General features: G+C 68.9%; 16 protein-coding genes and 1 pseudogene. 7 read left to right on the top strand and 10 right to left on the bottom strand.

From position 1 onward, the window contains the following. Positions 1–86: 86 nt before the first annotated feature. From ACWD5D_RS42550 to ACWD5D_RS42535, 4 genes are all read right to left on the bottom strand, one after another. The gene (locus ACWD5D_RS42550; RefSeq protein ID WP_451378150.1) at positions 87–353 is read right to left on the bottom strand and encodes an AlkA N-terminal domain-containing protein; all 267 of its coding nucleotides are present in this window, start codon (positions 351–353) and stop codon (positions 87–89) included. 52 nt (positions 354–405) lie between these two features. Next, positions 406–1,047 carry a DNA-3-methyladenine glycosylase I gene (locus tag ACWD5D_RS42545; protein WP_451378129.1) on the bottom strand — a complete coding sequence of 214 codons (642 nt, stop codon included), beginning with the start codon at positions 1,045–1,047 and terminating at the stop codon, positions 406–408. Between the two features lie 218 nt (positions 1,048–1,265). Continuing rightward, on the bottom strand, positions 1,266–1,778 hold the full coding sequence (locus ACWD5D_RS42540; RefSeq protein ID WP_451378128.1) for a methylated-DNA--[protein]-cysteine S-methyltransferase: 513 nt from the start codon (positions 1,776–1,778) through the stop codon (positions 1,266–1,268). 179 nt (positions 1,779–1,957) lie between these two features. Beyond that, a complete protein-coding gene (locus ACWD5D_RS42535; protein ID WP_451378127.1) occupies positions 1,958–2,653 on the bottom strand; it encodes an alpha-ketoglutarate-dependent dioxygenase AlkB in 696 nt (231 codons plus the stop codon). Here ACWD5D_RS42535 and ACWD5D_RS42530 point away from each other — a divergent pair. From ACWD5D_RS42530 to ACWD5D_RS42520, 3 genes are all read left to right on the top strand, one after another. Continuing rightward, positions 2,588–3,112, top strand: coding sequence for an MFS transporter (locus ACWD5D_RS42530; protein ID WP_451378126.1), 525 nt, complete (start codon positions 2,588–2,590; stop codon positions 3,110–3,112). The genes ACWD5D_RS42535 and ACWD5D_RS42530 overlap by 66 nt on opposite strands. Continuing rightward, positions 3,094–3,498 carry a hypothetical protein gene (locus tag ACWD5D_RS42525; protein WP_451378125.1) on the top strand — a complete coding sequence of 135 codons (405 nt, stop codon included), beginning with the start codon at positions 3,094–3,096 and terminating at the stop codon, positions 3,496–3,498. Before ACWD5D_RS42530 ends, ACWD5D_RS42525 begins: the two co-directional genes overlap by 19 nt. A gap of 67 nt (positions 3,499–3,565) precedes the next feature. Beyond that, positions 3,566–4,057 carry a pyridoxamine 5'-phosphate oxidase family protein gene (locus tag ACWD5D_RS42520; protein WP_451378124.1) on the top strand — a complete coding sequence of 164 codons (492 nt, stop codon included), beginning with the start codon at positions 3,566–3,568 and terminating at the stop codon, positions 4,055–4,057. A 140-nt stretch (positions 4,058–4,197) separates the two neighbouring features. Here the strand turns inward: ACWD5D_RS42520 and ACWD5D_RS42515 are convergent, their stop codons facing one another. After that, positions 4,198–4,680, bottom strand: coding sequence for a nuclear transport factor 2 family protein (locus tag ACWD5D_RS42515; RefSeq protein ID WP_451378123.1), 483 nt, complete (start codon positions 4,678–4,680; stop codon positions 4,198–4,200). Between the two features lie 105 nt (positions 4,681–4,785). On the opposite strand from ACWD5D_RS42515, the gene ACWD5D_RS42510 reads away from it, so the two are divergent. After that, the gene (locus ACWD5D_RS42510; RefSeq protein WP_451378122.1) at positions 4,786–5,625 is read left to right on the top strand and encodes a LysR family transcriptional regulator; all 840 of its coding nucleotides are present in this window, start codon (positions 4,786–4,788) and stop codon (positions 5,623–5,625) included. Here ACWD5D_RS42510 and ACWD5D_RS42505 read toward each other — a convergent pair. Both ACWD5D_RS42505 and ACWD5D_RS42500 read right to left on the bottom strand, forming a co-directional pair. After that, a complete protein-coding gene (locus tag ACWD5D_RS42505; RefSeq protein ID WP_451378121.1) occupies positions 5,591–5,854 on the bottom strand; it encodes a hypothetical protein in 264 nt (87 codons plus the stop codon). The two genes, ACWD5D_RS42510 and ACWD5D_RS42505, sit on opposite strands and share 35 nt — an antisense overlap. A gap of 254 nt (positions 5,855–6,108) precedes the next feature. Next, positions 6,109–6,675 (bottom strand): TetR/AcrR family transcriptional regulator, encoded by a 567-nt coding sequence (locus tag ACWD5D_RS42500; RefSeq protein WP_451378120.1) that lies wholly within the window; start codon positions 6,673–6,675, stop codon positions 6,109–6,111. A gap of 149 nt (positions 6,676–6,824) precedes the next feature. On the opposite strand from ACWD5D_RS42500, the gene ACWD5D_RS42495 reads away from it, so the two are divergent. The 3 genes from ACWD5D_RS42495 (at position 6,825) to ACWD5D_RS42485 (ending at position 10,124) form a co-directional block, all read left to right on the top strand. Beyond that, the gene (locus ACWD5D_RS42495) at positions 6,825–8,294 is read left to right on the top strand and encodes an MFS transporter (protein WP_451378119.1); all 1,470 of its coding nucleotides are present in this window, start codon (positions 6,825–6,827) and stop codon (positions 8,292–8,294) included. 268 nt (positions 8,295–8,562) lie between these two features. Continuing rightward, positions 8,563–9,219 carry a CatB-related O-acetyltransferase gene (locus tag ACWD5D_RS42490; protein WP_451378118.1) on the top strand — a complete coding sequence of 219 codons (657 nt, stop codon included), beginning with the start codon at positions 8,563–8,565 and terminating at the stop codon, positions 9,217–9,219. Beyond that, complete coding sequence (locus ACWD5D_RS42485) at positions 9,216–10,124, top strand: Vgb family protein (RefSeq protein WP_451378117.1); 909 nt, start codon at positions 9,216–9,218, stop codon at positions 10,122–10,124. The genes ACWD5D_RS42490 and ACWD5D_RS42485 overlap by 4 nt, the downstream gene beginning before the upstream one ends. 178 nt (positions 10,125–10,302) lie before the next feature. On the opposite strand, the gene ACWD5D_RS42480 is transcribed toward ACWD5D_RS42485, so the two are convergent. The 3 genes and pseudogenes from ACWD5D_RS42480 to ACWD5D_RS42470 form a co-directional block, all read right to left on the bottom strand. Next, on the bottom strand, positions 10,303–10,842 hold the full coding sequence (locus tag ACWD5D_RS42480; RefSeq protein ID WP_451378116.1) for a hypothetical protein: 540 nt from the start codon (positions 10,840–10,842) through the stop codon (positions 10,303–10,305). Positions 10,843–10,852: 10 nt separating this feature from the next. Next, positions 10,853–10,999: pseudogene (locus tag ACWD5D_RS42475) on the bottom strand (IS5 family transposase); the annotation flags it as partial. 369 nt (positions 11,000–11,368) lie between these two features. After that, positions 11,369–11,524 carry a hypothetical protein gene (locus tag ACWD5D_RS42470; RefSeq protein ID WP_451378115.1) on the bottom strand — a complete coding sequence of 52 codons (156 nt, stop codon included), beginning with the start codon at positions 11,522–11,524 and terminating at the stop codon, positions 11,369–11,371. Between the last annotated feature and the right edge of the window lie 318 nt (positions 11,525–11,842).

The following is an 11,842-nucleotide window of genomic DNA, read 5'->3' as shown; positions in this document are numbered from 1 at the left end:
CCGGACCGGATCTCGGCCTCGCCTGGGAGACGCGCCCCCACCTGCGAATGTGAGATGCCGGAGACAGAAGATTTCCAAGATCTTTTTCAGGCCCGCGGCCCACAGCCGGGAGCCGGCGCGGCGTCGACCGCGGCGATGTCGGCATCCAGGTCGAACCATCTGCCTACCCGGGCGTGAACCACCTGGTCCAGAGCGCGGGAACCGCTGTGTGTGCGCACGGCGACCCCCGCCGGCTGGATGTGCGCGGTGACGGCGACGGGGTGGCCGCCGATGTCCATCCAGCGCTGCAGCACCGCGCGCGCGGGATCGATCGCGTGCAGACCCTCGATGCGGTGGGCGGCAAGAGTGGCCAGGGCGAGTCGTGGTCGAACGGCCCGGCCGGGTCGATGAGCAGGCCGGCCGGGGTCATGCCGGCCAGATTCGGAAGGAGCCGCGGCGGTGCGAGTCCATCAGGTGGGTGTCGACGATGCCGATGGCTTCCATGAGCGCGTACATGGTGGTCGGGCCGACGAACACGAACCCTTCCGCGCGCAGAGCCTTGGACAGAGCCAGCGACTCGGGGGATGCCGTGGGGGTCTCGGCGAACGTGCGCGGCCTGCGGGTGTCCGGCGGCGTGAACCGCCACACGAACGCGGCCAGGCAGCCGCGGCCGCGCAACCGGACGGTCGCCCGGGCGTTGGTGACGGATGCCAGGATCTTCGCGCGGTTGCGGACGATCCCCGGATCGGCCATGAGACGATCGACGTCCCCGTCCCCGTCCCCGTAGCAGGCGACCCGGTCGAAGTCGAAGCCGTCGAACGCGGCGCGGAACGCCGGACGCTTGCGCAGGATCGTCGCCCACGACAGTACGGCCTGGAAGCCTTCCAGGCTGATCCGCTCGTACATGCCGCGCTCGTCGCGCACGGGCATGCCCCACTCGGTGTCGTAATACCGGCGAAGCATCGGATCCGTGCTGGCCCAGGCGGGGCGGGCAAGCCCGTCGTCGCCGACCACCACCCCAGGGTCGATGGACGGATGTTCCAGGGCAGGGGCGGTGCCGCTGGTCATCGGGGACCGTTCCTCGCTGTTCTTCGGGGAAAGGGTGGTGAGTCTCAGCCGTCCAGGTTCAGGGCGGCATACCGTGATCCCGGTGCCGGGCCCTGGCAGCTTTGCGGTGCACGGCGACGGGCGGTCCGCGCCGAGGCCTGGGCCGCCCGGAAAAGAAGGGGGCTGGTTTTCGCGGCCTGACAGGTGTGTGCCGTCCGGCCCGGAGTGGGAGGCCGCGGCTAGAACAGCCGGTCGGCCCGGGCCTCGGGCGGCTCCTCCAAGTCCAGCAGGATCTGCTTGCGTTCAAGCCCGCCGCCGAATCCGGTGAGCTTGCCGCCCGCACCGATCACCCGGTGGCAGGGAATGACGATACTCACCGGATTGCGCCCCACCGCCTGGCCCACAATCTGGGCGAACCCCTTGCTGCCCAGTTCGACCGCGATGTCGCCGTAGGTGATCCGCTCGCCGTACGGGATCTCCCGCAGCTGCGCCCAGACCCGCTCCTGGAAGTCGTCGCCGTTCGTCGCCGCCGGGACGTCGAACACCTTCCGGTCCTCAGCGAAGTACTCGCCGAGTTCGCTCTCCGCCTGAGCCAGGACCCGATCCGCGGACGTCTCGACACGGCGGCCCCACGCCGAGGGCTGGGGCGTGAACCGGTAGCGCGGAAAATACAGCCCCACCAGCGCGTCATCACCGGCGACGAGCAGTAGCCGCCCCACCGGGCCGTCCACATAGGTGTGCCGGACGTCCATTCTGATCACCTCTCTGCAACTGCAGTCTGTCCAGTGAAGACGCGCGGGCGGCATGAAACGTGAGATGCGCCTTGACGATGGCCGACCGATCACGACAGTGAGGCGGCCCAAGCCTGCGGCCGGCCGAATCCGCCAAGGACATCGATACACAGGTGCGGGGACACGGCCGGTGACGGTGTTCATCTGGGTGCAGGTTGCTCGGGGGAATCGGTCAGGCCGGTCATGCGCAACGTGATGCTGACGCGGCCGGCGGTCAGGCCGACCCCGGCCGGGGCGGTGTCGGGATGGATACGGGGCACACCGTGAAAGGCCAGGCGGGATGCGCCGCCGAACACGAACAGGTCGCCGGAGCGCAGCAGCAGGTCCGTGTAGGGCTTGGTGCGCGTGACGGTGTTGCCGAAACGGAAGGTGCAGGCGTCGCCGATGGACAGCGACACCACCGGCGCCCGGCTGAGTTCGTTGTGGTCCTGGTGCATGCCCAGACGGGCGCCGGTGTCATAGAAGTTCACCAGCGCCGCGTCGGGGGTGTACCGGTGCACTTGCTCCGTCGTATGCCCGGTGTCGTGCAGGGCGCGGCGTCCCAGGCGGACCAGCCAGTCCGGCACCGGCAGGACGGCAGCACCGTTGACGTCGTGGGCGTGACGGCGGCACCAGTAGGGCTGCCAGTGCCAGCCCAGGCACACACTCTGCACGCTTATTCGGTGCCCGCGCACGCTGGGGAAACGGATCGGAACCGAGCCGGCGGCCCACATGCGGAACTGGCCGATGATCCACGCCTGTTGCATCGGGGTGAGCCAGCCGGGCAGCAGATGCGCCCCGGGTGCCGGGCTGATCGGACCGCGCGGCGCGTCCGGCAGATCGAACAGCGCCGTCATCGTGCTGCTCCGGGATCGGTGACCGCGATGCCGCCGCCGTCGGCGATGGCCCAGATAGCGCCGTGCTGCCCGGCCGTTTTCTCGAACTCCGCGCGCTGGGAAGACCGCCTCCCAGCGCGGCAGCCCAGCCCACCTGGAACCGCCGGTAGTCCGCGACGCGACACAACCCGCAGGGCCGGTGACCGGCGGCCAAGGCCGTTGCATCGTCAAGGAAATACAGCTCCGTCAGCCGGCCCGGCTGCGGTCGAGGCCGCGCTGGCAGGCGGCTGGCCGGTGTTGATCGGTGCCCGGGCTGCCCAGGGTGTGGGTGCGGCGTTGATGCTGCCGGCGTTCTTGGCGACGATCACCAAGCTGTATCCCGAGCCCCGCGAGCGGTCCCGCGCTCTGGGGGTCTGGGGGTCTGGGGTGGGATCGCCACCCTGGGCTTCGCCTCCGGGCCTGTGCTCGGCGGCCTGTTGATCAGCGTGGCGAGCTGGCCCGGGATCTTCTGGATCAACCTGCCGCTGGCTGTGGCGGTCGGCGGCACCGTCGCAGTGCTGGGCCCCCGCGACCGGCCCCGGCCGGGCCGGATCCGCCCGGTCACGACCATGCTTGGCACCGTCGCCCTTTCCGCGCTCACCGCCGGGATCATCGAGGTCGGCGGCCGCCGTGCGACGGCGGCGGCGTGCGCGCTGGCACTGGCGGCGGGAGCGGGGTGGCTGTTCGTCCGCGCCGAGCGCGGCAGCGCCGATCCTCTGATCCCCGCCGAGCTCACCGGCTCGGTGCCGTTCCGCTGGTCGCTGCTGACGCGATTCTTCTTCAACTTCACGATGTTACCGTCGACCCGCAGCAGCGCGCCGTCGTGACCTGACATCGGTTGCAGGTGGCGGGGCTCCTCGCTCTCGCGCTCTGTCCGGATTGATGGGTGATCGGGTGGAGGCTGTCGGCGGCTGCTGCAAGGCTGTGCGGATGGCGACGTGGAAGCAGTTCGAGGAGGAGGCGGCCGAGTTGGCCGCGAAGGTCCGTGCCCGGTTCGAAGCACATGAGACCCACGTCCTTGCGACTATCCGCAAGGACGGCTCGCCCCGGGTGAGTGGTAGCGAGGTGGATTTCAAGGGCTCCGAGTTGACCTTCGGCTCGATGCTTGGTGCCGTGAAGGCACGCGACCTCCAGCGCGACGGCCGGTGCGCGATCCACGCTCATCCTGGTGACGGCGACGCCAAGATCGCGGGAGTGGCCGCGGAGGTTGTCGACCCCGGGGAGAAGCAGGCTATGACGACCGGGACGGAACCGCCGGGCGATTTCCACGCCTTCCGCCTCGACCTGACCGAGGCTGTCCTCACCACGGTGGACCAGGAGGAACAGTTGCTGGACATCCACCTCTGGCGGCCTGGCCAAGCCGTGAAGGTGATCAAACGTCGCTGAGCTGGGGGAGCCGAGCCTGTGGCGACGGCCCGGCCGATCAGCGTCGAATCGGGCTTGAGGTCATCGTGGTCTCCCGGTTCCAGCAGTTGCGGAGACGGGCCAACGGGCCGCCGTACCGCTGGTAGATGATCGCCTTCGTCTCAGGCCCCCGGGAAGGCCATGGGCTGGTCCATGAGGATCGTGTGGTGGACGATGCGCCAGGCACCATCGACCCGGCGCAGTCGCGGCTGGTAGTAGCCCGACTCGATCGGGGTGATCGTGCCCTGCGCGCCGAACGCCCCCTCGGGCCAGCCGTCGGCGGGACGCTCGTGGCCCTGGATGCTGTAGACGATGAACTGGGCGTCGAGTGTCGCGTCGTCGCCATCGATCTCGATGATGTGGTCCTGGGTCGTGTGGTGGCTCCACCCGCGCGGCGGGTGCGGCGCCATCAGCCCGGCGACGGCGTTGCCGATGGCCTCAGCCCCGGTGAGCTCGGCGAGCTTCTCCCGGCTACCGCCGTTGCTGTAGTGGATCTCAGCAACGGCGTCCTCCACGAACAGCGCGGACATCGCCGCGCCGTCGCGGTGGTCGGCCGCTCGCACGTATCGGGCCAACACCTCGGCGACCGCGCGCTCGTCGTCCATCTTCTCTCCTCTGGCTCTTTGTCTGTCTGAGAACGAGCCCCAGCATGCCGCCTGGTCAACGAGGAGCGCGATGCAGACTTGTTCGCAGATCATTACCCTGGGGGTATGGATCGTCTTGAGGTTCGGCAGCTCGAATACTTCATCGCGGTCGCCGAGGAGCTGCATTTCAGCCGTGCCGCTGAGCGGCTGGGCATCGCTCCCCCGCCGCTGTCGCGCGCCATCGCGCAGTTGGAGCGTCGCCTGGGTGTCACGCTGTTCGAGCGGACCAGCCGACGCGTCGGCCTCACGTCGGCGGGCGAGGTCTTCCTGGTCGAGTCCCGCAAGGCGTTGCAGTCGATCGATCGTGCTGCCCAGCGAGCGATCCACGCCGCTAGCGGCGCGTTGCGCATCGCCGTCGCCCCGGGCATGGGCTCAGGACTGCTTCGTGAGCTCCACCGCCGATATGAGGGGCGCTACGGCCACGACATGATGCAGCTGTTGTTCACGCGTGATCAGGCCACAGCCGTGCGAAGTGGGCAGGCTGACGTTGCCCTTCTCTGTGCGACCGAGGACCTGCGTGACCTTGAGAGCAGCGACGTCGCCGAGGAGTACCCGGTGGCCCTTATGCCCGCGAGTCATCCCCTTGCCGGGCAGCGCAGCATCCCCCTCGCTCACCTGCGCGGCGATCCCGCCTACGTGCCCGAGTGCCCTGTGAACAGCCTGGACGAGCTCATCGATCGCGTCGCACTCGGACGGCTCGTGGTCGTCGTCGGCCACAGCGTGACGGATCGCCTCGGCTCCGCCGTTGTGGGGGTTTCGGTCACCGGCCTGCCCCCGACCGAGCTGCTGCTCGCATGGCCGGCAGAATCGCGTGACCGCCGGATCGCGAGCCTCCTTGACCTTGCCCGAAGGGTGTCGTTGGCGCCGTCGCCTACGACGGCCAAGGCTGCTCCCGCCGCCGGCTGAACGGCGTCGAACGCACCGAAAGAAGTAGGTGCTGCGAGGCAGCGAGCAGGCCGAGGAGCAGCAGGGCGGCCAGGGCGAGGGCTGCGCCGGCGAGGGACGGGCCCTTCAGGTTCAGGGCGGAGGTGAGGGCGAGGGCGCCGATGAAAGTGCCGGCGGCGATGCCGACCTGGAAGGCGGAGGTGGCCAGGGCCATGGGCAGGGCGCGTCCGGCTCCGGCGATGCGGACCACTGACCGAGCGCATCCGCCGCTTCGGCGAACACTCCACCCACGAGCTCGTCGACGAACCCGACACCTACGACCCGCAAACCTGGACGTCGGCTTCACCCCGATCCGCGGCGACGGCCCGCCGACCGACGGATTCAGCCGGGCCGCGTGAGCCAGCCAGGGGCCGGATGCCTGAACTGGCCGGGGCACGTGTCGGCGAGCACCTCACGGAGCCGTGGCACCGCGTCCGAGGGCTGATCGCGGGAACCGGGTTGAGGTCACAGCAATCGGTCGACCAACCCGTCGATGTAGTCCGGGGTGAGCGGGACCATGCCGAACAAGACGCGGATATACATCGGGGCCAGGATGTGGTCCAGAACGTCGAACGCGTCGGGTGCGTGCTCGCCACGGTCACGGGCGCGATCGAGCATGGACTGCAGTTGCCGCATGCGTTCGGCGCGGAGGTCGTCACCAGCCTGCAGACCCTGCTGACCGTTGCTCGACAGGGCGACGGCTAGGTGCAGCACCGCCGGACCGTCGGGTCCGGTGATCTCGCGGGCCACTTGGGCCGCGTAAGTGCGCAGGTCGCCGGCCAGGCTCCCGGTGTCGGGCATCGGCGACTGTGCGTTGAGGCGGGTGAGCGCAACGTCGGTGAGCAGGGTTTCCAGGCTGCCCCACCGGCGGTAGATGCTGCTGTCGGCCACGCCCGCACGGGCTGCGACCTCGCCGACGGTGAAGTTGCCGTAGCCGCGCTCACTGATCAGGTCGGTGACGGCCTGGTGCACCTGCGCGCCGACGCGGGCGCTGCGCCCGCCGGGCCGCCGGGCTCGCTGTCGCTCGTTCATGCCCCCACCTTAACGCAGTCGCCACTTGCGTTTGCGAGGCGATCCTCCCTATAGTCGCCTAACGCAGGTGCTGACTGCTTTAGGGCACTCAGGTGTATCGCCACCCGCGTCGACGCGACCAGGCGCAACCAACGATTGAGGGGGATCCCATGGCTGCATCGCATGCGACCGCAGGCAGTCGATCAAACCGGGCCGTGCTGCTCACGGTGACCTGCCTGGGCCAATTCATGGTCCTGCTCGACAACACGATTGTCGGAGCGGCGCTGCCCGATATGCAGCACCGGCTGCACACTCAGCTGACCGGTCTGCAATGGATCGTCGACGCGTATGTACTGCTGGTCGCCATGCTGCTGCTGTCCGGCGGTGTCTTCGCCGACCGGTTCGGCCGCAAGCGGGTGTACCTGACCGGCGTGGCGGTGTTCACCGCCGCATCGATGCTGTGCAGCCTCGCGCCCTCGGTCGGCTGGCTGGTCGTCGGCCGGGTGCTGCAGGGCATCGGGGCCGCGGCGCTGAGCCCTGCCTCGCTCGCCCTGCTCGCCGCCGCCTATCCCGTGCCGCACGAACGAATCAAGGCGATCGGACTGTGGGCCGGACTCAGCGGAATCGGTCTGGCCGCAGGCCCCGTGGCCGGCGGCGCGCTGACAGAAGCCTTCGGCTGGCCCGCCATCTTCCTGGTCAATCTGCCCATCGGCGTGGTCCTGCTACTGGTCGGCCTGCGCCACCTCGGCGAGTCCCGCAATCCGAGCGCCCCCGCGATCGACATCCCGGGCACGGTGCTGTCCGTTCTGGCGGTGGGGGTACTGACCTACGGGCTGATCGAGGGTGGTGCCCGCGGCTGGACCTCACCGGTCATCCTGGGCAGCTTCACCGCCGCGGTGATCCTCCTCGCCGCCTTCGTCGCCGTCGAAGCCCGTCGTTCCGCTCCGATGCTGCCGCTGCGACTGTTCCGGCAGCGCCTGTTCACCGTGTCCAACACCGCCATGGTCGTAGTGGGGTTCGCGCTCATGGGTTCGTCGTTCTTCTTCTCCCAGTTCTTCGTGTACGTCCAAGGCAGCTCGATCCTGCGCGCCGGCCTGCAGACCCTGCCGGTATCCCTCGCCATGGTGATCGTCAGCCCGTACGCGGGCCGGCTCGCCGCCAGGTACGGCTTCCGAATCGTGGTCACCACCGGCCTGGCCCTGGCCGGCCTGGGACTGCTGACGCTCGGTATGGTGCACGCCGACACCGGCTACGGGAACGTGTGGTGGCGGCTGGGACTCGCCGGCATCGGCTTCGCCCTGGCCATGTCCCCACTGACAGGCGCCGCCATCCAAGCAGTCGGCCCGCAGGAAGGCGGCCTCGCATCAGGCATCAGCAGCACCACCCGGCAGATCGGCGCGGTGCTCGGCGTGGCGGTACTCGGAGCCGTCGTCCGCACCCGGCAATCCGGCGGCGCCTCCTTCGAGACCGGCCTCGACAGCGCCTTCCTCGCTGCCGGCACCGTCACGTTGGCCACCGCCATGTTCACCGGCCTGTGGCTGGCGAGGTCCAAGCCCGCGGAAGGCTCCGCAGCGCCGCAACGTTCCACCGTGCCAGATGCGGTCACCACCTCGAACGGGGCATCCGTGAACAGCCGTTGACAATAACAACCGCCTTGGCCGGGAGAAGCGGCTGCGCGCCGAGGGCGTCGCCATCACCATGCTGCTGCCAAGGACCCCCGGGCGAACGCTACTTCACTTCCAGGTCACCGACCCCAGCGGCGCGATCGTCCAGTTCACCGAGTGGGTCACCCCGCCCAGCCCCGAGAACACCTGAAGCCCCACCGGGCCAGGGTGATCCGGCCCTGGCCCGGCGACGCCCCGCCAGGGCCGTGTGCGACATCCCGCAACCACGCAAAGGACCCCGACCTTGTCCCCTGACCCGACCACCTTGCACCCGCTGCCCGCCCACGAACGCGTGGTGTTCCTCAACCCGCTGGTCACCTCACCGAACATCAGCGTGGGCGAGTACACGTATTACGACGACCCGGACGACGCCACGGACTTCGAGCACCGCAACGTCCTCTACGCCTACGGGCCGGAGCGTCTCGTCATCGGCAAGTACTGCGCGATCGCCTCGGGAACCACGTTCCTGATGGCTGGCGCCGAGCATCCGACGATGGGGGTGTCGACGTACCCGTTCACCATGTTCGGCGGCCAGTGGGCCGAGCAGACGCTGGACATCGTCACCGCCATGCCCAGCCGCGGCGACACGGTCGTCGGCAACGACGTCTGGTTCGGGTACCGGGCGACCGTCATGCCCGGCGTACGGATCGGCGACGGCGCCATCATCGCGGCCGGCGCCGTGGTCACCGCCGACGTCCCGCCCTACACGATCGTCGGCGGCAACCCGGCCAGACCGATCCGGCAGCGCTTCGACGATGCCGACGTCGAGCGGCTGCGGCGCGCAGCCTGGTGGGACTGGCCCGCCGACCTGGTCACCGAACACGCCCGCACCATCATGGCCGGAGACCCGGCCGACATCGAACGCATCGCAACCGAGTACGGACAGGGGAAGCCCCTTTGAACCACGTGCCCCAGATATCCATCGAAGAGCACACAGTGGCCGACCACGCGGCCGGACCCTACGCCCTCACCACGGGACCGGACGGCGCCCTGTGGTTCACCCTCGTCCACAGCGGCCGGATCGGCCGCCTCGTCCCCGGCGAGGAGCCGACGAGCCACCGGCTCGACCCCGACAGCGGGCCGACCGTCATCACACCCGGCCCGGACGGCGCGCTGTGGTTCACCGAGTACCGGGCGGACCGGATCGGGCGAATCACCACCGACGGCGTGATCGACGAGTTCGGCGTGCCCGGCTCCGGCTGCGGGCCGTTCGGCATCGCGGCGGGACCCGACGGCGCACTGTGGTTCACCGAGACCGCCGCCGACCGCATCGGCCGCATCACTGTCGACGGCAGCGTCACCGAGTTCCCGCTCCCCGTCACCGGCGCGTTCCCGTCCGCGATCACCGCCGGCGGCGACGGAGGGATGTGGTTCACCCTCAACCAGGGCAACACCGTCGGGAGGATCGACATGGACGGTGCGGTCACCCTCCATCCCTTGCCGACGGAGGCGGCGGGGCCGGTCGGGATCGCCTCAGGCCGCGACGGAGCGCTGTGGTTCACCGAGATCGCCGCCGGTCAGATCGGCCGGATCACTCCCGACGGGCGGATCACCGAGTTCCCGTTGCCCGACCGCGCCGCCCGACCGCACGCCGTCACCGTCGACGGACAGGGCACCGCGTGGTTCACCGAATGGGGAGGCAACCGCGTCGGCACGATCACCCCCGACGGCTCCGTCACCGTCCACGACCTGCCCACCCCCCGCTCCGAACCGCACGGCATCACGGTCGGTCCCGACGGCGCCCTGTGGACCGCGCTGGAGATCGGCGCACTCGCCCGCATCGCCCCGCTGGACAGCACCGCCTGAACAAACCACCCCCCTCCCACACCGTCAGCAGTGGTCGCCCGTACGGCGGCCGGAGAGGAAATCCCATGAAATACGCACTCGTGATCTTCGGGACGGACATCACGCGGGTAAAAGCAGGAGCAACGCACCACCACAGAAGTTGAGCCAGAACCACGACTTGCGAACTAGACGTTGTTTCTTATGGTGCGTCTGAGCACGCACGCTGGAGGGCAGCGAAGGCCGCGGCGGCGGAGTCGGCAGGGAACAGCCGCAGGGCGGTGGCCCGGTTCGGCGACGTGATGACGTAGTGCCGCGCCAGGTAGGAGAGATCTCCCCAGCTTTCCCGGGCATGGGCGCGCATCAGGACCTGGCCGCATCTGGTGCATGCGATCCAGGGGACGAGGTCGAGACCGGCCAGGACCTGTTCGGCCCCACCTATTGCCTCGGGGACGGTACTTTCGTCGACTTCGATCAGCTTCAGGGGGCCCGGTGTGCCTTCATCACGGCACTGAAGGATCTGGGGGGTGAGGGCCCCCCGCTCGCCCCAGGTCTCCGCGAGCACGGAGATCTGGGCCCTGACCGTCTCGCTGATCGGTACCTGGTTTCCGAGGATGCCGGAGACGAGCAGGCCAAGTCCTGCCTCCTGCTCTCCGATGTCCCAGCAGTCTTTGACTTCCTGGGCTTCGGCCTCCGGCAGCAGGGCGGCGAGCCACTTCCAGATGACGGCATCGTCGGTCACCCGGCAGACGCTACCGGCCAGCGCTGACATCCAGACGCCGGGGGCAGATGAGCATGACCGCGATTGCGGTGAAGCCAATGAGGTGTTCGGGCTTCCGCTCGTAGCGCCGATGGAGCCGACGACACCCGGACAGCCACGACATGGTCCGCTCGGCCAGCTCGGCCAAGTGCTCCTTCGTGCACCCGACGACCATGCGTTTGCCGTCGAACTTCGCGTCGACCGCGTCGATCGACGACGAGTCCGGCCGCTCTCGTTCTCTCGGCGAAAGCCAGGAGTCATCCGCGGGACAGGGCCATGAACACGTGCTCAACCTGTCCATGGAGCGCGGCTACCAAGATGTCGCCCTCGTCGGACACGCACTCCATTACCGGGAAGCGGTGAGTGAGGCGTCCCTCCCCCGGGCCGGAGGCCGCATGGCGACGGGTTGCACATCCGAAGGCAGCATCAACGGATGGTCCTGCCGTGCACGTGGTTCCCAAGTCCATGTCCAGGTCCCGGACTCGATGACGAAGTGTCCACGTGTCCATCAAGGTGCGTGGGGATCCTTCAAGACGCACAGGACCTTGATCCGCCGCCCGTCGATGAGGTTGGCCGTGATGTCACGTTGCTGGCGGTTGAGGTGCAGAGTCGCCATGAACGCCCCGCCTGCGAACACACCCAAGATCGTGACGATTGCAGCCATGCGCGCATTCAAGCAGGAGCCCAGGAACAAGGTCGAGATCCCTTCATGAGGAATGCCTGGTAGGACTCCGTTAGGCCTTGTCTGACAAAGGGTCTTGGGACTTCGCCATCCTAGATGATCAATTCCAAGGGATGCCTGTGGAGGGTGTGGGGTGGGCGGGGGCCAAAGCCACCGCGAGACGTTCAGGCGGCGGGCTGCCGGACCTGGTCGCCGAGGTGGCAGAGGGTGGTCAGACACCCCATGTCGTTTGGTGTCAAGCGGCATGTGGCTGGGCGTGGTGCGACCAGGCGGTCGCTTCGTTGTAGTGGGTGCGGGTTT

The organism is Streptomyces sp. NPDC002520, assembly GCF_053595235.1.
Note: the sequence above shows the minus strand (reverse complement) of the source record. Positions and strands in the feature narration are given on the sequence as shown.